We start from the raw sequence: 19,378 nt of genomic DNA on the forward strand, positions 1-19,378 counted from the left end.
AACAATTGACCTTAAAATTCAATCTATTTTCCCTTATCACTTATTTAAATTTTCTGAAATATTTGACAGTTAACAAAGCAATGTGGTAAGATAAACTAACCCATCTTGTTAGATGTTAGAAAACCTAACAAGAAATTCTTATCTTTGAAAAGGAGACAAGTGTGGCACTTATTGAATTTAAAAACGTTGAAAAATACTATGGCGACTATCACGCCCTCAGAAATATTAACCTAGAAATCGAGAAAGGGCAGGTCGTAGTTCTTCTTGGCCCATCAGGTTCTGGTAAATCAACTCTTATCCGAACAATGAACGCACTCGAATCAATCGAAACAGGTAGCTTAAAGGTTAATGGACACGAATTAGCTAACGCTTCTGCCAAAGATTTGGTGCAACTTCGTAAAGAAGTCGGCATGGTTTTCCAACATTTTAACCTCTATCCGCACAAAACCGTGTTAGAAAATGTAACCTTAGCACCTATTAAAGTCCTTGGAAAATCAAAAGAAGAGGCAGAACAAATTGCGGAAAAATTCTTAACTTACGTTAATATGTGGGATCGTAAAGATTCTTATCCAGGCATGCTGTCTGGTGGTCAAAAACAACGTGTGGCAATCGCTCGTGGCCTAGCAATGCAACCAGAGCTCCTTCTCTTTGACGAACCTACATCCGCGCTTGACCCAGAAACTATTGGTGATGTTCTTGCTGTCATGCAAAATCTTGCTAAAGAAGGTATGAATATGGTTGTTGTTACCCACGAAATGGGCTTTGCTCGTGAAGTTGCTGATCGTATTATTTTCATGGCTGAAGGACAAATTCTCGTTGATACAACCGATGTTCAAGGTTTCTTTGATAATCCTACAGAGCCACGTGCTAAACAATTCTTGAGCAAAGTCATTAATCACACCAGTGATAATGTCTCTCAAAAATAAGGAGTCTCTTATGAAGAAAAAAATTTGTTTAGCCGTTCTAGCTAGTCTCTCATTGCTCTTTATGAGCTTTTTCACTGCTTCAAAAACTTTTGCTGATACAACATCTGAGCAGATTAAAAAAATCCAAGATGCTGGCGTTCTTAAAGTCGGTGTCAAGCAAGACGTCCCAAACTTCGGCTATTATTCAGCTGAGAGCGGCAAATATGAAGGAATGGAAATTGATTTAGCGAAAAAAATCGCTAAAACACTTGGTGTTAAAGTTGCTTACACAGCTGTTACCACTCAAACTCGTGAAGCCCTTCTTGATAACGGACAAATCGATCTTTTGATTGCCACTTATACAATTACTGATGAGCGTAAAGCTTCCTATGCTATTTCAAATCCTTACTATTATGACGAGATTGGCTTTTTAGTTAATACAGGTAAAGGTTTAAAAACAATCTCTGACCTCGATGGTAAAACTATCGGAGTAGCTCAAGGTTCAACAACTAAACTGACAATTGAAGAATACGGAAAAGCACATAACTTAAAATTCAAATTTGTTCAACTTGGTTCTTTCCCAGAACTCGCTATTTCACTTCACGCGAAACGTATCGATGCTTTCTCAGTTGATAAGTCAATCTTGACTGGTTATGTCAGCAAAAAAACTGACATTATCGATGAAGGTTTCAATACTCAAGAATACGGTATCGCAGCTAAAAAATCTAACCAAGCAACCATTGATTATGTCAATGACTTACTAGCCAAGTGGAAAGCTGATGGCAGCCTGCAAAAACTTTATGATAAATATGATTTAAAACCTGCAAAAGCAGAGAATAATTAAGGGAGGAGAATTGACATGTTTTTATTAACAACCGCAGCAGCGAGTCCATTTGCCCTCTCACGTTGGGCAGATTTCTTCGCCAACTTTGGTGAATTTGCCAAAGGCTTTCTATACACCTTAGGGATGTCATTTTGTGCTTTGCTTTTAGCCTTTGTTCTCGGTGTGATTTTTGGTGCAATGTCATCATCAAAAAGCAAAGTCTTAAAAGCTATTGCTCGTGTTTATGTAGAAGTCTTTCAAAACACACCACTTTTGGTACAATTTGTTTTCGTCTATTATGGTCTTGCCATTATGACAAATGGTCTTATCATGATTTCAACATTCTTTACAGCTGTCCTTTGTGTTGGACTTTATCACGGGGCTTATATCGCTGAAGTCATTCGCTCAGGTATCGAAGCCGTTCCAAAAGGTCAAACAGAAGCAGCACTATCACAAGGATTTACTTATAGTCAAACCATGAGTTTGATTATCCTGCCACAAGCTGTGCGTACTATCTTGCCACCGCTAACTAACCAAGTGGTTAACTTGATTAAAAATACTTCTACTGTTGCCATTATTTCTGGAGCAGATATCATGTTCACAGCCAAAGCTTGGGCTTACGAAACAACCAACTATGTTCCTGCATTTGCTGGTGCAGCACTCCTTTACTTCATCATGTGCTTCCCACTAGCAACTTGGGCGCGCCACAAAGAAGAAGAAAACAAAAAATCATATTCACTTTAGGAGGAGAATTAAATGTCAGTATTAACACCGACCAACCTTAGCTTCATCCTCCAAGGATTGTGGCTAACCATTTATATTTCATTTATTTCCATTGTACTCTCAACGCTTATCGGAACAGTGCTTGCCGTCATGCGAAATGGAAAAAATCCTGTACTTCATTTGATTTCAAGTATCTATATTGAATTTGTCCGCAATGTACCAAACTTGCTTTGGATATTCATTATTTTTCTTGTTTTCCAAATGAAGTCAACACCTGCTGGTATCACAGCCTTCACTGTCTTTACCTCTGCTGCTCTTGCAGAAATCATTCGTGGTGGTTTAAATGGTGTTGACCATGGACAAACAGAAGCTGGTCTAGCTCAAGGAATGACAAACTTCCAGATTTTTATCTACATTGTCTTCCCACAAGCTTTTCGTAAAATGTTGCCAGCTATCATTTCACAATTTGTAACAGTTATTAAAGATACTTCACTTCTTTACTCTGTTATCGCTATTCAAGAATTATTCGGTAAAAGTCAAATCTTGATGGGACGCTATTTCGAAACCAGTCAAGTCTTTACCCTTTATGCTCTTATCGCTGCCATTTACTTTGTGATTAACTTTAGCATTTCAACGATTTCTCGTCGCTTAGCTAAAAAATGGGAAAAAGCAGCCGAATAAAACAACAAAAAGCTCCAGCTTTAAAGCTGGAGCTTTTTTATTGGAATAAAGTAAGCAAATAGCTAAGTCCTTTGTAACCAATAATCGTATAGAGATAGAGTGTGACAGGTTTTGTAATCAGGAAAATCGTAACGAATTTCTTAAACGACATTTTTGATAGCCCAGAAACCATGCAAAGAAAGTCATCTGGGAAACCAGGTAGAGCAAAAGCAGCTCCAAGAATCATCGCATAAGATTTCCCGTTATTCTTATCCAAATAACCAATATACTTATCGTAAGTCTCTTGGGAAACAAAAGCCTTCACAAATGTTTCTCCGTAACGTCTCGCCAAAGCAAAGGCGATAAAAGAACCAATAAAGATACCGGTGAAGTTATAAACGAATCCCCAAATCGGACCAAAAGCAATATAACCAATCACACTGGTCATCCCACCAGGAACAATTGGATAAATCACCTGAACCACTTGCAAAGCCATAAAAATCAGCGGTGCAAAGAGGCCAAGATTTCCTAAATAACTTTGGAAAAGCCCGCCAACTTGGAAGTAAGCTGGGTGCTGTTTGAAGAAAATAAACAAAGCAATGGAGATAATAAATCCAATTCCAGTTAAAATCTGAATGTATTTTCTCTGTGATCCTGTTTCTGTCATCGCATCCCCTCCCTTAATTGTCGTAGTCTTATCGTCGCCAACTGATGAGTTTTAACCCAAATACTTCTAATAGATAACTAATCAAAGCAAGTGGCAAAACGATTAATAGCAATACATACATAATCTTCTTTTTCATTCTGATATTACATTCAATTCAGCAATAAGATTGAATTCCTCTTTCATTTCATTCTTTACCAATACCAAGCCAAGGCTTATTTTTTCTTGTAGTGTCGTTCGATGATAGAACCTGAAGAAGCATTGATAGTATAGGCATATGATTTTGAATTTGTTTCTAGTTTAACCACATAAGTTGCTGCTAAACCAGTTCTACTTTTTACAAATTCTTGTGATTTTATATCCTTACTCTTAATTCCTGCGTTTTGGTAAGCAATTTGTTTGATCTCATTTGTCGTTAACTTATAGCCAAATTGATGATAAGCATAAGTTCCTAAAAGCCCCAAAGCAAGTGAACCAAGTAAGACAAGAATAGCCCAATACTTCTTAATTCCTTTCATCTTTTCCTCGCTTCAATATTGTAACCATATTATAACGAAGATTACTTGAGAAAGCTTGGATAAAGTCTCGAAAAGCTGTGGCAAAAGTGTGGCAAGTTTTGGCCTCAATTTAGTTTATCTTATTTTAAGGAATCTCCCGCTTACAAAAGTGTAAGAAAAGAAAAACACCCATCTAGATACTTAATCTAAATGGGGATTTCTCTAATATTGTCGCAGTGGAAGTCTAATGACAAAACATGTTTCTTGGTCATCTGAAGTCACTTGAATCTCACCGTGATGGCGGTCAATGATTTCCTTAGTGATGGCAAGTCCAATACCAAAATGGCCTCCCTCACCTTTATAAAAGCGTTCAAAAAGATGAGCTTTATCCTTATCAGAAATAGCTTTTCCATCATTTGATAAGCGAATTTCAAGCATTTGATTTTCTAACAATTCACAAGAAATGCTAACTGTCTTTTTAGCGTAACGAACCGCATTTGATAAGATATTAGCAATAGCTCGCTCGATAAGCTTTTCATCAGCTTCAATATCTAGATAGTCAGAAGCAAATCGATGGTCAAAGACAAGACCACGCGCATCTGCTTTGGCTTTTAAGTGCCAACTCACATCGTAAAGCAAATCAACCATATTGAAGTTTTCTAGTTTCAAAGGTTGCTGAGCGGATTCCATTTTGGACAAAGTCAAAATATCATCAACCAGCTCTGCCATTTTCCTGCTTTCATCTAAAATTACACTAGCTGCTTCTTGGTCATCCGCAGCCACTCCTTCTTTAATAGCCTCTGCATAACCTTGAATGGACATGAGCGGAGTGCGCAGCTCGTGAGAAGAATTTTGGAAAAAGAGTTGCTGACTGCGCTGGTTAGCATCAATCATGTCATTCATCTTCTCAACGGTCTGACCAACTTCGTTAAATTCACGGTAAGCAAAATTTTCTGGCTGCAAATCACCCTCACGGTTACCAACGCGTAAAATGTAAGATTTCAAAGCTCCAAAATGCTTATCTAATTTCCGTGAGGTTAAGAAGATGGTTATGATAGCAATTAAACCAACGATTACCATCAGAGATAGTAAAAGGTAATTGATATAGGTTTCAAAGTCCGCAATCGGAGTGACATTAGCAAAGACAAAGACATAATAGTTTTGCGACTTACTGTCATCACTATCTTGCTTGATATAACTTTCTGAAAAGGTACCAGGATATTCTTGCATCTTAACCATATAAGTCGAATCATAGACCTTGACCTTTTTAAAATGCTGCGAACTATTATCAAATTCATCATCAAACCAATCAATCGACTTGTTATCTGAAAAGTAATCAACGACTTTCTCAGAAATTTGCTTTTCAGACAAATCATAGGTTGATGCTGAAATATATTTGATGTCAAACTTTTTATCAACGATGGCATAAGTAGTTTCAAAGATGTTACCATCTGAAATTTTTGGCAAATCCTCACCGACATAAAGTGCATCTAAAGTATCGTATTGATTTTGAATCGCTGTAAAAGCTTCTTCAGCCAGAAACAACTTTAACAAACCATTAAAGACTAGCAAAATAATGGCGAAGGAAGTAATCAAAATCGTCAGTGGCTGCAAAAACAAGGTCGTTCGAAAACGCGATTGCCACCTTTTCTTCTTTAAGTGACTGTCTTTTTTAGTCTTTTTTCGTGAGCTTGAACCCATAGCCCCAAACCGTTTCAATAAGGACATGACTCTCAACCCCTCTCAATTTTTTGCGCAGGCGTTTGATAGTATCATCTGTCACACGTGTTTCAACATCACTTTCATAGCCCCAAACCAGACGCAAAAGGTCATCACGTGAAACAGCCTCCTCGCTGTGCGACAACAAAACTTTCAATAGCTCGAATTCTGTATTGGTCAGCTTGATGTGTTTTCCTTGATAAGTTGCAGAGCGGTCCTTATCTGAAAGCTCCAAACCTTCATAAGCAAGAGGTTTAGCCTCTTCATTTGTAGCTTCTTTAGCTACTGGTTGGCGCGCTAAAATAGCTTTGACGCGCAAGCTTAATTTCAAGGGTGAAAATGGTTTGGTAAAATAATCATCAACCCCAGCTGAAAAGCCCTTCACAAAATCATCATCACTATCACGCGCGGTTAAAAGAATAATAGGCACCTCAGAGCGTTTACGCAACATAGCCGCAATATCAATACCACTTGTTCCTGGCATCATGACATCAAGAATAACCACATCCGCTTCTTCTTCCATAAAACGCAAAAGCAACTGGTCACCTGTTTCAAAGACTTCAACTTCTAAGCCTTGATCACGCAAAAATGAAGCAATCAAATCACGAATATTCTTCTCATCATCTGCTACATAAACCTTTGCCATAGAACACCTCGACTTGCTTAATTTCTTACCTTCATCATACCATAATTCCTCTCAAAAGCTCCAAAGCTAGCTAAACTTGCCACAAAAATCTTACAATTTGAGACCCCGTTTTTCCTTGATTTCCCTAAAAAAGTAAAGTAGAATTACCCTGACCTAGTAAGAATCATTAAATTTTTTTAGTATTAGATTTCAGGAGATAGCAAAAATGGATGAAAAACTGATAACAAATAACATTTCTGGCTTATCAATCAAAGAGGTTGAAGAACGTCTAAAAAATGGTCAAAATAATAAAATGGTCGACGAAAATGCGGCGACAACAAGCTCTATCATTCGTCAAAATATCTTTACCTACTTCAATTTAATCTTTGCCATTATCACCTTATTATTGATTATTGCTGGTTCATTTAAAAGTTTAACTTTTTTACCTGTTATCATCATTAACATTATCATCGGAATCGCTCAACAACTGCGCTCTAAAAAAGTATTAGACCAGCTGAATGTCATTTCAAAATCATCCTACCAAGTTATCAGAGATGGAAAATGCCAATCTGTCCCTATTGATGAATTGGTGCTTGATGACATCATTTTACTAGATGAAGGGAGACAAATTCCTGCCGATGCCACTTTAGTCGATGGGAAAGTCTCTGTCAACGAATCTCTTCTAACAGGTGAAGAAGATGAAATTGAAAAAGTCATCGGCAGTGATTTAAAATCAGGTAGCTCTATTATCTCAGGAAAATGCCTCGCAAAACTAACCGCAGTCGGAAACGATTCATATGCCGCCAAACTAACGCAAAAAGCTAAAGAAGTTAAACACAAAAAAACAGATATGATTCGTGCTATCGAAGGCATCATCAAATTTGCCGGAATTATCATTATCCCCATTGGTATCACCTTATTTAGCCAATCACTGTTTTTAAATCACAAAACATTTAGTGACAGTATCGTGTCAACAGTCGGCGCTTTGATTGGGATGATTCCTGAAGGGCTTTATTTACTGGTAACTGTTGCTCTTGCTATCAGTGCAATGAAATTAGCTAGAAAAAAAGTTTTGTTACACGACATGAAAAGCATTGAATCTTTGGCTCGTGTTGACATTTTATGCGTGGATAAAACAGGAACCATCACGGCAAATAAAATGACCGTAACAGATCTTATCTTACCTGAGCATGTCGCACAAAAAGATTTAACCACTAACCAAGAAATTCTTTCTAACTACATCAATACTATCCCTGATTCTAATATTACAATGTTGGCTTTGCGAGAATATTTCACCTCAAAAGAAGCTTTTAAAAATGCTAAAGCAACCCCATTCTCATCCAAAGTCAAATATTCTCAAATCAAAACAGAAAACACCACTTATCGTTTAGGTGCCCCTGATATCTTACTAAACCAGGACATGCTAGAAGTCAATCAAGCCAAACTCACTCAATATGCTTCAGACGGTAAACGCATCTTAGCTTTAGTTGAAATGACCAAAGACCATGCAGTACCACTTCTATTTGTAGCTATAAAAAATGATATCCGAGCAAACGCTAAAGAAATTTTTTCATTCTTCAATGAAAACGACGTTGCCATTAAAGTCATCTCTGGTGATAACCCTCTAACCGCTTCAAAAATTGCTAATCAAGCAGGGATTTTAGATTCAGAAAACTACATCGATGCCAGTACTTTAAAAACTAAGGAAGACATTGAAAAAGCTGCGCTAAGTCATACCATTTTTGGGCGAGTGACTCCCGAACAAAAGAAAGATTTGGTGCTTGCCCTCAAAAAGAACAAATACAAAGTCGCAATGACTGGAGACGGTGTCAATGATATTTTAGCGATGAAAGAAGCTGATTGCTCTATTGCAATGGGAAGTGGTAGCGAAGCAGCTCGTCAAGCAGCCCAGGTGGTCTTGCTTGATTCAGATTTTTCAAAAATGAAAGATATTGTGTCTCAAGGTCGCCAAATCATCAATAACATCACGCGCTCAGCAACCTTATTCTTATACAAGAACATCTTTTCAATGCTACTTGCGATCTTTTCAATCATCACCATTTTTACTTACCCATTGGCTCCTACACAAGTATCGCTCATTTCAATGTTTAATATTGGAATTCCAGCTTTCCTATTGTCGTTGGAAACAAATACTGCCAAAAAGAATCAAAACTTTTTAAAAGAAACTATTTTGACTTCTTTGCCTGCTTCGCTGACTTCATTTTCAGCGATTGCTTGTCTGGTTGTCTTTGGTCAACTATTCGATATTCCTCAAGGAGATATTGGGATTGCAAGCACTTATCTTCTAGCTGTTGTTGGATTTTTGATTTTGAAAAACGTTTCAAAACCGCTCAACAAGTATAAAATTTCTATTTTTATCACTTGCTTTATCGGTTTTATCATTTGCTGCCTCAATCCATCGCTACGCTCACTATTCATGCTAAATGAATTTAGTAACGAAAGTATGGTGCTCTGTCTTATTTTTGCTCTTGCAGAGGTGACTGTGATGAGAAGTTTAACCTTCTTATTTGAAAGCATTCCAAACTTGCTTTCTAAATGGCGCTTAGCCATAAAAAAGATGCTCGCTGACTAAAGCGGCATCTTATGAATGTTTGCGCAACTCTTTTCGAAATCTTTGAATCAAACCTTTCACCATCTTATAGCTGCTACGTCCTTGATTAGCGTAGTGGCCTTTTTTATTAAAATAGCTGCGCTCCCAGTCTACGTGACGGCGACGTTTAATCCAGAGTGGAGCACGAAAAGCATTTCCTTGATTAGCTAAAATGTGTTTACGAAAAAGAGGGTCATGACGTTTTATAGCTGCTACGTCAAGCTCATAATGCCTTTTATCATTGTGATTAGCATAATTAAAACTAGCACCATTGATGATACCATTATGAGTCTGACCTTGAGGGTCAATTTCATTAGCAAATCGTCCCTTGCTATCAAGGATAAATTCCGTGTGAAAAGCCATCAAGATTTTAAAATTAACTGGCAATTCAAACCCTAAAATCGCTCGTTTAGGGGCTTTATTATGAAGACGAGCTGATTCCGTCAAATCAAAATCAAATTGTCTTCGCCAAAAACGACGCTCTCTTTTACCTTTTAAATAGGCCAACAATGACAACCAATCTGTTTTCTCAGGGAAATGTTCTCGAACCCACTGAGCTTGATAGGCAGAAATAACATAGCGAAATTGATGAAGCTGGTGAGCTAATAAGGTATCCTCTGCCATATCTTCTCCTGGAAAAGCTAATTGTACCACCTCTGCTAATTCACTCCAAAAAGAATGATCAGGAGCTAGGTCATCTGAAAAATGATTCATCAACTGACGCGTCTGAACAACTTCGCCTGTTAGTTCTAAAGGCATATCTGCTATTGTCATCAGTTCTGTTAATACTTGTTTTGCTTGGCTGCTAGAGGTAGCAGCTTTGCTATGATTCCAAAAAAGGAAAAAGTCTTTATCTCCGATTTTCATAGGTCAATTATAGCACATTACAGCGCTAAGACCTTTTTTAAAGGGGCTTATGATAAAATAGTTATAGATGAAGGGGAATTTATGAAGACATTAACTGAAGAGGCCTTTGCCCGCACTTTAAAAGACATTATGCAGGAAAAATCCTTTGACAAAGTAACTGTGACAGAGTTGGTTCAGCGCATGCATGTCAATCGTCAAACCTTTTACTATCATTTCAATGATTTGTATGACCTGCTTGAAAAGATATATATTTCAGATGGTGAGCAAATGATTGGTGATAACCGAACAGACGATTCTTGGGAAAAAGGCATGCTTGCGATTTTTCAATACATTTTAGCCAACAAAGCGTTTGTCTGCAACACCTATTATTCTATCAATCGTAATTATTTGGAGCATTTTTTATATGACCGAGCTTATGACTTAATCAAACCAGTCCTAAAAGCCAAAAATCCTGACTTAAGTGCCAGTGAACTTGATTTTAGGGTTCATTTTTGCAAATATGGCCTGGTTGGTTTTATCCTTGATTGGATTGATTCAGGATTGCAAGAAAATCCTGATACCTTAGCCAAGCGTATTTATCAACTTTTGAATCACTAGACAAAGTCAGCTAAGTGTCAAAAATTTAGACAGGAAAGATTTCCTGTCTATTTTATTTTCTCAAAGAAAGCGTTTTAATAAAAGTGATTTTAACAAAGGAGTTGACATGTATGTATTATTCAAATGGTAATTATGAAGCATTTGCTCGTCCTAAAAAACCTGAAAACGTCGATGGCAAATCAGCCTATATTGTCGGAAGTGGCTTAGCAGCTCTTTCTACAGCAGTCTTTCTTGTCCGTGATGCCCAAATGCCTGGCGATCACATTCATATTCTAGAAGATTTGAGCCTTCCCGGTGGTAGCATGGACGGTATCAAAAACGATCGCTTAGGCTATATTATTCGTGGCGGTCGTGAAATGGAACCTCACTTTGAAGTACTCTGGGACTTATTCCGCTCCATTCCTTCCCTTGAAAATCCAGACCATTCAATCTTGGATGAATTCTACTGGCTCAACAAAGAAGACCCTTGTTATGCCAAGACACGTATCATTTGCAATCGAGGAAAAGCTCTGCCCAACGATGGTCACCTAACCCTTTCTGAAAAAGCCATCAAAGAAATCATTGATTTGATTTTAATGCCTGAAAGCAAACTAGAAAATGTTCAAATCGACCAAGTTTTTGATGACGAATTTTTCAATTCTAATTTCTGGCTCTACTGGTGTACAATGTTTGCCTTTGAACCTTGGTCAAGTGCCATGGAAATGCGCCGCTATCTCATGCGCTTTATTCAACACGTTGGTTGCCTCAAAAATCTTTCTTCCCTTCGCTTCACAAAATACAACCAATACGAATCTTTGATTTTACCAATCGTCCATTACTTATCTGAACATGGTGTTGATTTTAGTTATGATACTACCGTGACAAATATTTTAGTTAACCGCAAAGGCAATAAAAAAGTGGCAAGCAAGCTTGAATTTACAAAAGCAGGTCAAGCAAAAGAACTCTTTTTAAGTGAAAATGATTTGGTCTTTGTCACAAATGGTTCAATCACCGAAAGCACAACTTATGGTGACAACGACCACCCAGCTCCTGTTAAACACGAATTAGGCGCTAGCTGGGAACTCTGGAAAAAATTGGCTGCCCAAGATGAAAGCTTTGGTCACCCAGAAAAATTCTGCCAAAACATTCCAGATGCTAACTGGACTATCTCAGCTACCATCACATTCAAGGACAAACGTATCGCCCCTTATATCGAAGCCGTTAACCACAAAGACCCATACAGTGGCTCAATCGTAACCAGCGGTCCAACAAGCATTAAAGATTCTAACTGGCTCCTTGGCTATTCTATCAGCCGTCAACCGCATTTCAAAGTTCAAAAAGATAATGAACTGGTCGTTTGGCTTTACCCTCTTTACACAGACCGTAAGGGAAATTATATTGCAAAACGCCCTGATGAATGTACTGGTAAAGAACTTTGCCAAGAATGGCTCTACCACATGGGAGTCCCTGAAACTGAAATTGCAGAAATTGCTGATACTGCTTCAACTATTCCTTGCCACATGCCTTACATCACTACTTACTTCATGCCACGTGGCTTGAATGACCGCCCATTGGTAGTGCCAAAAGATAGTCAAAACTTAGCCTTTATTGGTAACTATGCTGAAACACCACGTGACACTGTCTTTACCACAGAATATTCTGTCAGAACAGCTATGGAAGCCGTCTACACACTACTTGATGTTGACCGCGGTGTTCCTGAAGTCTTCGCGTCAGCCTTTGATGTTCGCATGCTACTCAATGCCCTTTACTATCTAAATGACCAAAAATCACTAACAGAGATTGATATTCCTTGGGCAGAAAAAGCCGTCCTCAAAGAAGCTCTTAAGAAAGTGCACGGCACTTATATCGAAGAATTACTCAAAGAATACCACTTGTTATAATCATTCATAACAAAGTTTTTATCACTAAAATAGCCCCTCGATTGAGGAACTATTTTTTTAGATTTTCACAATACTATGCTAGATTAATAAATATTAAAGCCGACTTTGCCAGGAATTTTATTGGCTTGGCAACTAGCAATAATTGAGTTTTTAGTATTTTCAACTGACTTGCGAATGGCTGATTGACTGCCAGATGATGGTGTTGTGACAGAACGTCCATTTGGTAATTTATCACCACTCTTACCAGCAAAGCCTTGAACTGCAGACCAGCCTTTAATGGTTAATGGTTGAATGTAATAGTTGTAGCCATTATCAAATGCCACACAGTGGTCTAAATAAGCTGTAACGGAACTATTATTGTTATCAAAACCTTTTTTAGCTTCATCAAAAGCAAGACAATATGACAATTTACGTGTCACACTTGATTTTGAATTGACAGAACCAAGTTTAAAGCCATTTGGATTACCGTCAAATGAATTGCCAGTCCAAGCTGAAAGACTAATCGTACCAGCGTCAGTCTTGATAAAGTTTCCAGATGGCAAAGCAAATTTCCCTTTTGCATAATTTGAAGCAAATGAGCCATCTTTTGCCTTGATGAGTTGAACCAGATGAAGATTTTCATCTAAAGCTTTTTTGTGGTCAAAATCATATTTTCCGGTAAAGACATCAGGGTTACCGTTATTCCAAACTGCACAATTCGTGTAAGTGATATCTGGTGTCACATCACCTGCTTTATCAAAGGAATCCCAACCATCGTCGGAATTATCCCAAGCATAACAGTAAGTAAAAGTATTGCCGCTACCTGCACCGAGTTTTGGTGCAAAACCATCAGCATTTCCCCCGCGAGTGTAGACATCACAGTTACGGTAGCTGTAAACAGCTTCGATCGTATTACGATAAGCACCAGCTGTCACTTGCAAACCAGCATCATTGTTGTATCGAACAATACAATTTGAAACTTTGTTATTACCAGCAGTTTTTCCTTTGATTTGGATACCGTTATCTGGCGCATGCTCGATAATCAGATTTTGAAGAGTGTAGTTTGAGCCAGAAATTCTGACACCGACTGCTGCATCTGATGAAGCTTTGCCGATGTATTTTGCCATAAAGTTTGAAAAATCAAGCTCTGGGTAAGAGCCGTCAGCATTTTGCACACCGATGATTTGAACATTAGCATTTGCTTTAGACAAAGCAATTTGCCCGTCACAAGCAATCTTGTTTCCCTTCACATAAACCTTTCCGCCACCAGCTTTTTCAGCTTTGGAAATAGCAGAGCGAAGATCGTTATAAGTTGATACTGTCGCACCATTTGAAGCTGCTAATGAAGAGGAGATTAAGCTTTCATCAGCACTTTCTGTTTGGGACAAATCAACATCAGTTGTCTCGCTAGAACTGCTAGCAGCCTCACTTGATTGACTTTCTGAAACGGCATCAGAAGACGTTGATTCTACCTGAATACTAAACAAGTCAAGGTCAGCGTCTTTAGCATATAAATAAAGCTCACCAGCCTCACCTGAGTAAGTGTAAGTTTCTTCACTAGCTTGTGCACCTGCAGTCAGATTGGTTAGGTCTTGACCTTGGCTATCAGCTAAAACGAGATGACTCTCATCAGTCTGTGAAGCACTTTTTAAAATGACTTTAATCACATCGTTATCAGACACTGAAAATTTCAATGAAGCCTTATCCTGACTACCTGTAGCATTTAACTGCAAGGCAGATGTATAATTACTTTCTGAAACTTTAGCTTCTTCTGCTTTGATGGACAATGGTGACTCTTCATTTGCCAAGAAGGTCAAACCATCAATCGTTTTTTCAGAACTTAGCTGACCCAAATCTTTAAATGAAGAATCACTAAAATTCCAAGCTACCGAAGAATCGGCTTTGACAATCACTGGACCAGGTCCTAAATTAGACAAAAGCGATGCTAAAGCTATTAAAAGACCAAAGCCAAGCGACAAAAAATGTTGCTTAAAGTTTCGCATATTTTAACTCCCCCTTTTTTGCGAACGCTTTCTTAATTGTAACATTTCATTTTGGCATTCTTAGATTTTTGCAAATCTGGAAAAATCATTCGTTTAAAAAAACACAAAAAGAAGCCCCACAGGACTTCTTTTTTACCGAATTTATTATGCAAATATAAGGAATTATTCAGCGTCTGGACGTGATTTACGATCGATGTCAGCAAGGATATTTTCTACAAACTCATCGATTGATTCAGTGTGAGTTTGTTTGCTTCCGTAACGACGAACGTTAACAGTCTTATCAGCCATTTCTTTATCACCAACGATTAATTGGTAAGGAATTTTCTTAGTTTGGCTTTGACGAATCTTAAGTTGCATTTTTTCGTTACGTTCATCGACATCAACACGAACACCTTTGTCGCGAAGAACTTTAGCAACTTCCCAAGCGTAGTCAACGTGAGCTTCGTTAGAAACTGGGATAACAGTTACTTGGTGAGGAGCAAGCCATGTTGGGAATGCACCTTTGTAGTTTTCAATCAAGATAGCTGTGAAGCGTTCCATTGTTGAGATAACACCACGGTGAATCATAACTGGACGGTGTTCTTCACCATCAGCACCGATGTATGTCAAACCAAAGCGTTCTGGAAGAAGGAAGTCAAGTTGGATTGTTGACAATGTTTCTTCGTTACCAAGAGCAGTTTTCACTTGGATATCAAGTTTTGGACCGTAGAAGGCAGCTTCACCTTCAGCTTCGAAGTATTCAACGCCCATTTCATCCAAGGCAGCTTTCAACATTGATTGTGCATTTTCCCACATTTCATCGTCATCATAGTATTTGTGAGTATCTTTAGGGTCACGAAGTGAAAGACGGAAACGGTATTCAGTCAAGTTGAAATCTTCGTAAACGTCGATAATCAATTGAAGAGCTTTTTGGAATTCTTCTTGGATTTGTTCAGGAGTTACGAACAAGTGACCATCGTTAAGTGACATTTCACGAACACGTTGAAGACCTGACAAAGCACCAGATTTTTCGTAACGGTGCATCATACCGATTTCAGCGATACGGATTGGCAATTCACGGTATGAGTGTACGTGGTGTTTGTAAACTTGGATGTGGTGTGGGCAGTTCATTGGACGAAGAACGAATTCTTCACCGTCACCCATATCCATTGTTGGGAACATATCTTCACGGTAGTGATCCCAGTGACCTGAAGTTTTGTAAAGGTCAACTGAAGCCAAAGGTGGAGTGTAAACGTGAAGGTATCCTGATTCTACTTCTTTATCAACGATGTAACGTTCCAAAGTACGACGGATTGTAGCACCATCTGGCAACCAGAATGGAAGACCTTGACCAACTTCTTGAGAAATCATGAACAAATCAAGTTCTTTACCAAGTTTACGGTGGTCACGTTCTTTAGCTTCTTGACGTTGTTTAAGGTAAGCTTTAAGGTCTTTTTTATCAAACCAAGCAGTACCGTAAACACGTTGCATCATAGCGTTATCGCTATTTCCGCGCCAGTAAGCACCAGCAACGTTCAATAGGTGGAAGACTTGGATACGACCTGTTGAAGGAACGTGTGGGCCACGGCAAAGGTCTGTAAATTCACCTTGTGTGTAAACAGTAAGACCACCTTCGTCTTCACCGTGTTCTTCGATCAATTCAAGTTTGTAAGGATCGTTTTTGAACAATTCACGCGCTTCATCGATAGAGATTTCTTTACGAACGCATGGAAGGTTTTCTTTAACGATTTTTTTCATTTCTTCTTCGATACGAGGAAGGTCTTCATCAGTGATTTGACCTGATTTGTTATCAGTATCGTAGTAGAAACCATTTTCGATTGCAGGACCTACACCAAGGCAAAGGTCTGGGAAAAGACGTTTTGCGGCTTGAGCAAATAGGTGAGCTGCTGAGTGACGCAAGATACCAAGAGCATCTTCATGATCAGGTGTTACGACTTCGATGCTACCATCTTCAGTGATTGCACGAGTAGTATCAATCAATTCTCCGTTAAATTTACCAGCCAAAGCTTTTTTAGCTAGTGAATTACTAATACTTTGAGCAATTTCAAAAGTTGTTACTCCAGATTCGAATTCGCGTACAGCGCCATCTGGGAAAGTAATTTTAACCATACTATTCTCCTTTAAAAGATTTACATTGTTGAGAATTCCTTTTTGGGAACCGGGCAAAAGGAATTTGATGAGTTTACAAAAATTTTTCACCGAGATAAAAGAAAAGCGACGTCCAAAAAGGACGTCGCAACGTGGTTCCACCTTCATTTATCTACGACAAAAAAGAGTCGTAAACCTCAAATCGGCTATATCGTAGCCACCGTTTTATGTTTGCATAAAAAGCAAAGGAAGTAGTATTGAATCAGCCAACCCTGCACCCTTCTCACCAACCGGCACTCGCTCTAAAGGTTGAACCCTGTTCAACTTGTCTTCGATAGATATTATAACACGAATTTTTTATTTTTCAAGAACTTAGTCAAGGAAATCTCGAATTGAATTAATCAAGCGTTTTGGAGCCTTGAAAACTTTCGCTGAAGTCTTAACCGTAGCTTTGGCTGCTTCTGCTGGCAATTTAATGGCAGAATGCGCTAACTTCACAGACGTTTTTTCTTTTTGACCACGAACCGTTAAAGAGAATTTTTCTTTTTTCTTGTTCTTAGCAGAAATCAAGACATCAAGATAAAATGCATAGACTGATTTTCCAAAATGCTCTGCAGAAATGGCATACATTTTTGCTTGATAAGCTTTGTCATCCATGGCAGGTGTGTTTTCAATCGCATCTAAAATAGCATTCGCTAAATCCTCTTCTTGGTAGAACAATGTTCCAAACATCTTTTGATCAATGATGTCATCCAAATAAGGATTTCCATGTGCAATGACTGGTGTTCCACTAGCAAGACTTTCAGTATAAGTCAAACCTTGAGTTTCACTGGTTGAGGCTGAAATGAAGAAATCAGCTGCTTTATAATAAATTGCAGTTTCTTCGTGAGCAACCATTCCCGTGAAAATCACACTATCTTCAATGCCAAGGTCTTCAACCATTTTTTTCAAATCTGATAAATATGGCCCATCACCAACAATAACCAATTTAACAGCTTTATTTTGAGCTAAAACATCTGGAAATTGTTGGACAATAGCTTGAATATTTTTTTCATAAGAGATACGAGACAGACTAAGTAGCATAGTCTCATCTTCAGCAATTCCAAGCTTTTCGCGAAGAGCTAGGGCATCTTCTCTTGTAATGTCCTTACGTTCGTACTCTTCCACACGAATACCTGTCGGAATGACACGTTTTGGAATCTTGATATCATAACCATCAAGCAAATTTAACACAATACGAGATGGGCAAATCACACCGTCCAAGTCATTCATATAGCCACGCATGACGTACTTGACCATACCTGGTTTGATGATTTTCCCTTTAGCAATATAGCCAACGTAATCTTCGTATTGTGTATGATAAGTGTGAACAACTGGAATACGAAGGGCTGCAGCAATCATTTTTCCAAGCATCCCAACGCTAAATTCCGTTTGGGTATGAATAATATCTAATTTATATTGTTTGGCAATTTTATAAGACGAAATCAATCCACGATAAACAATGCGGCGATCTGTAAACGAAATAAAAGGCACGCTAGGAAGTCGGATAATCGTTGGATCTTCGTAGCGTTTCACCGCTTTATCTGTGGTTGTAAAAATATAGACCTCGTGTCCTTCTTTTTCCAATTCTTCCTTGAGGGTACAAATACTTGTTGCTACCCCAGAAACTTGAGGAAAATAAGTGTCCGTAAAAAGACCAATTCTCATTTTACAACTCCATTACTTTGTGATAAACATCAACTAATTCATGAGCAACTTTATCAATGCTACGACTTTGAGCAATATGATAACCTGCTTCTTGTTTTTCGCTATTTCCTGATAAAACCTTACGAAGGGATTTAACAAAACCATCAACGTCATGAGCTAACTCCGCACAGCTACTATCAACCCAACCATGATAGACAGGAATATCACGTAAAACCACATGTTGGTGGCTAGCTAGTGCTTCAAGAACGACAATTCCTTCTGTTTCTTCACGACTTGGGAAGAAGAAAGCATCTGCCCCACTCATGGCACCTTCAAAAACATCCCCTTTAATGTAACCAGCAAAAATCACATTGTCTGGGTGCTTACGAGTCACAATGCTTCGTACTTTATGAGGAATAACCCATTTATTCGTTTCACCGAACCAAATAAAACGCACATCAGGCATTTGCTCTGCTACTTTAACAAAGTCATCAATACCTTTTCGCATGAAATAAAGTCCAGCACAAATCACAACTTTTTCATCTGGTTTAAGACCAAAGTGACGTCTAAAAGCTTCTTCTTTAGCTGGATTTGGTACATAACGTGACAAATCAATTCCATTTGAAACAGCATAAATCGGCTTATCAACGCCATAGCCACTAATTAATGATTTTGAGTATTCAGTCGGTGTAATAATAGCATCCGCATTATTATAGAAATGACAAAGATACCATCTAAAAATTGGTGATACTAAATTAGAGCCGATAAAAGAGTCACGAAAATCTTCTTCGGTAGAATGACCATGCATCAAGACTTTTTTACCTGCTTTTTTGGATTTTTTCAATAATTTCCAACTCTTAATACCATAAGTATTGATGTGAACCAAATCATAGTCATCGTTTGGATTAGTTGTATAATCTTGGCCAACCATGCTAAGCGCACGCTCTTGATGCTTGATGGCACGACCAATTCCTGATTTTCTTAAATAATTTTCAGCTTCCAAATACAGTAAAACTTTCATAAATTCTATTATAGCTTATTTTGTAAATTT

16 protein-coding genes are annotated in these 19,378 nt (G+C 38.2%); 7 read left to right on the forward strand and 9 right to left on the reverse strand.

Going from position 1 to position 19,378, the window contains the following annotated elements; translation table 11 throughout:
* Positions 1 to 161: 161 nt before the first annotated feature.
* From BMX18_RS02235 to BMX18_RS02250, 4 genes are read left to right on the forward strand one after another with little or no spacing between them, the layout of a single operon-like run.
* Positions 162 to 926 (forward strand): amino acid ABC transporter ATP-binding protein, encoded by a 765-nt coding sequence (locus BMX18_RS02235; RefSeq protein ID WP_039696508.1) that lies wholly within the window; start codon positions 162 to 164, stop codon positions 924 to 926.
* Between the two features lie 10 nt (positions 927 to 936).
* Positions 937 to 1,749 (forward strand): transporter substrate-binding domain-containing protein, encoded by an 813-nt coding sequence (locus BMX18_RS02240; protein ID WP_093814888.1) that lies wholly within the window; start codon positions 937 to 939, stop codon positions 1,747 to 1,749.
* Positions 1,750 to 1,764: 15 nt separating this feature from the next.
* The gene (locus BMX18_RS02245) at positions 1,765 to 2,472 is read left to right on the forward strand and encodes an amino acid ABC transporter permease (protein ID WP_039696506.1); all 708 of its coding nucleotides are present in this window, start codon (positions 1,765 to 1,767) and stop codon (positions 2,470 to 2,472) included.
* A gap of 12 nt (positions 2,473 to 2,484) precedes the next feature.
* Entirely contained in the window at positions 2,485 to 3,132 is a 648-nt protein-coding gene (locus BMX18_RS02250) for an amino acid ABC transporter permease (RefSeq protein WP_093814890.1), read from the forward strand.
* A 37-nt stretch (positions 3,133 to 3,169) separates the two neighbouring features.
* Here BMX18_RS02250 and BMX18_RS02255 read toward each other — a convergent pair whose 3' ends face one another.
* The 4 genes from BMX18_RS02255 to BMX18_RS02270 form a co-directional block, all read right to left on the reverse strand.
* Positions 3,170 to 3,778, reverse strand: coding sequence for a TVP38/TMEM64 family protein (locus BMX18_RS02255; RefSeq protein WP_093814892.1), 609 nt, complete (start codon positions 3,776 to 3,778; stop codon positions 3,170 to 3,172).
* Positions 3,779 to 3,990: 212 nt separating this feature from the next.
* Positions 3,991 to 4,293 carry a hypothetical protein gene (locus BMX18_RS02260; protein ID WP_074602537.1) on the reverse strand — a complete coding sequence of 101 codons (303 nt, stop codon included), beginning with the start codon at positions 4,291 to 4,293 and terminating at the stop codon, positions 3,991 to 3,993.
* Positions 4,294 to 4,494: 201 nt separating this feature from the next.
* Positions 4,495 to 5,973: a sensor histidine kinase gene (locus BMX18_RS02265; protein WP_093814894.1), complete on the reverse strand. Its 1,479-nt coding sequence runs from the start codon at positions 5,971 to 5,973 to the stop codon at positions 4,495 to 4,497.
* The gene (locus BMX18_RS02270) at positions 5,945 to 6,637 is read right to left on the reverse strand and encodes a response regulator transcription factor (protein WP_093814896.1); all 693 of its coding nucleotides are present in this window, start codon (positions 6,635 to 6,637) and stop codon (positions 5,945 to 5,947) included. The genes BMX18_RS02265 and BMX18_RS02270 overlap by 29 nt, the downstream gene beginning before the upstream one ends.
* A 205-nt stretch (positions 6,638 to 6,842) precedes the next feature.
* Between BMX18_RS02270 and BMX18_RS02275 the strand changes: the two genes are divergently transcribed.
* Positions 6,843 to 9,209 carry an HAD-IC family P-type ATPase gene (locus BMX18_RS02275; RefSeq protein WP_093814898.1) on the forward strand — a complete coding sequence of 789 codons (2,367 nt, stop codon included), beginning with the start codon at positions 6,843 to 6,845 and terminating at the stop codon, positions 9,207 to 9,209.
* Between the two features lie 9 nt (positions 9,210 to 9,218).
* Here BMX18_RS02275 and BMX18_RS02280 read toward each other — a convergent pair whose 3' ends face one another.
* A complete protein-coding gene (locus BMX18_RS02280) occupies positions 9,219 to 10,094 on the reverse strand; it encodes a DUF3114 domain-containing protein (RefSeq protein WP_093814900.1) in 876 nt (291 codons plus the stop codon).
* An 81-nt stretch (positions 10,095 to 10,175) separates the two neighbouring features.
* Here BMX18_RS02280 and BMX18_RS02285 point away from each other — a divergent pair, with 81 nt between their 5' ends.
* Both BMX18_RS02285 and BMX18_RS02290 read left to right on the forward strand, forming a co-directional pair.
* Positions 10,176 to 10,691 carry a TetR/AcrR family transcriptional regulator gene (locus BMX18_RS02285; protein ID WP_006532773.1) on the forward strand — a complete coding sequence of 172 codons (516 nt, stop codon included), beginning with the start codon at positions 10,176 to 10,178 and terminating at the stop codon, positions 10,689 to 10,691.
* Positions 10,692 to 10,801: 110 nt separating this feature from the next.
* A complete protein-coding gene (locus tag BMX18_RS02290; RefSeq protein WP_093814902.1) occupies positions 10,802 to 12,571 on the forward strand; it encodes an oleate hydratase in 1,770 nt (589 codons plus the stop codon).
* An 83-nt stretch (positions 12,572 to 12,654) separates the two neighbouring features.
* Here BMX18_RS02290 and BMX18_RS02295 read toward each other — a convergent pair whose 3' ends face one another.
* From BMX18_RS02295 to BMX18_RS02310, 4 genes are all read right to left on the reverse strand, one after another.
* The gene (locus tag BMX18_RS02295) at positions 12,655 to 14,553 is read right to left on the reverse strand and encodes a right-handed parallel beta-helix repeat-containing protein (RefSeq protein WP_093814904.1); all 1,899 of its coding nucleotides are present in this window, start codon (positions 14,551 to 14,553) and stop codon (positions 12,655 to 12,657) included.
* A 162-nt stretch (positions 14,554 to 14,715) separates the two neighbouring features.
* Complete coding sequence (gene thrS, locus BMX18_RS02300; protein WP_074560709.1) at positions 14,716 to 16,662, reverse strand: threonine--tRNA ligase; 1,947 nt, start codon at positions 16,660 to 16,662, stop codon at positions 14,716 to 14,718.
* 351 nt (positions 16,663 to 17,013) lie between these two features.
* Positions 17,014 to 18,348, reverse strand: a complete 1,335-nt coding sequence (locus tag BMX18_RS02305; protein ID WP_093814906.1) for a glycosyltransferase family 4 protein — start codon at positions 18,346 to 18,348, stop codon at positions 17,014 to 17,016.
* Between the two features lies 1 nt (position 18,349).
* A complete protein-coding gene (locus BMX18_RS02310; protein ID WP_093814908.1) occupies positions 18,350 to 19,348 on the reverse strand; it encodes an LTA glycolipid anchor biosynthesis glycosyltransferase, IagA/BgsA family in 999 nt (332 codons plus the stop codon).
* Between the last annotated feature and the right edge of the window lie 30 nt (positions 19,349 to 19,378).

The sequence above is a fragment of the Streptococcus sp. 45 genome, assembly GCF_900108865.1.
In the GTDB taxonomy this organism is placed as follows: Bacteria; Bacillota; Bacilli; order Lactobacillales; family Streptococcaceae; genus Streptococcus; species Streptococcus ruminicola.

Coding starts and splice junctions, on each gene's coding strand:
- BMX18_RS02245 (WP_039696506.1), top strand. CDS start 1,765: ATGTTTTTATTAACAACCGCAGCAGCGAGTCCATTTGCCCTCTCACGT.
- BMX18_RS02265 (WP_093814894.1), bottom strand. CDS start 5,973: ATGGGTTCAAGCTCACGAAAAAAGACTAAAAAAGACAGTCACTTAAAG.
- BMX18_RS02280 (WP_093814900.1), bottom strand. CDS start 10,094: ATGAAAATCGGAGATAAAGACTTTTTCCTTTTTTGGAATCATAGCAAA.
- BMX18_RS02305 (WP_093814906.1), bottom strand. CDS start 18,348: ATGAGAATTGGTCTTTTTACGGACACTTATTTTCCTCAAGTTTCTGGG.
- BMX18_RS02255 (WP_093814892.1), bottom strand. CDS start 3,778: ATGACAGAAACAGGATCACAGAGAAAATACATTCAGATTTTAACTGGA.
- thrS (WP_074560709.1), bottom strand. CDS start 16,662: ATGGTTAAAATTACTTTCCCAGATGGCGCTGTACGCGAATTCGAATCT.
- BMX18_RS02290 (WP_093814902.1), top strand. CDS start 10,802: ATGTATTATTCAAATGGTAATTATGAAGCATTTGCTCGTCCTAAAAAA.
- BMX18_RS02270 (WP_093814896.1), bottom strand. CDS start 6,637: ATGGCAAAGGTTTATGTAGCAGATGATGAGAAGAATATTCGTGATTTG.
- BMX18_RS02275 (WP_093814898.1), top strand. CDS start 6,843: ATGGATGAAAAACTGATAACAAATAACATTTCTGGCTTATCAATCAAA.
- BMX18_RS02250 (WP_093814890.1), top strand. CDS start 2,485: ATGTCAGTATTAACACCGACCAACCTTAGCTTCATCCTCCAAGGATTG.
- BMX18_RS02295 (WP_093814904.1), bottom strand. CDS start 14,553: ATGCGAAACTTTAAGCAACATTTTTTGTCGCTTGGCTTTGGTCTTTTA.
- BMX18_RS02310 (WP_093814908.1), bottom strand. CDS start 19,348: ATGAAAGTTTTACTGTATTTGGAAGCTGAAAATTATTTAAGAAAATCA.
- BMX18_RS02260 (WP_074602537.1), bottom strand. CDS start 4,293: ATGAAAGGAATTAAGAAGTATTGGGCTATTCTTGTCTTACTTGGTTCA.
- BMX18_RS02285 (WP_006532773.1), top strand. CDS start 10,176: ATGAAGACATTAACTGAAGAGGCCTTTGCCCGCACTTTAAAAGACATT.
- BMX18_RS02240 (WP_093814888.1), top strand. CDS start 937: ATGAAGAAAAAAATTTGTTTAGCCGTTCTAGCTAGTCTCTCATTGCTC.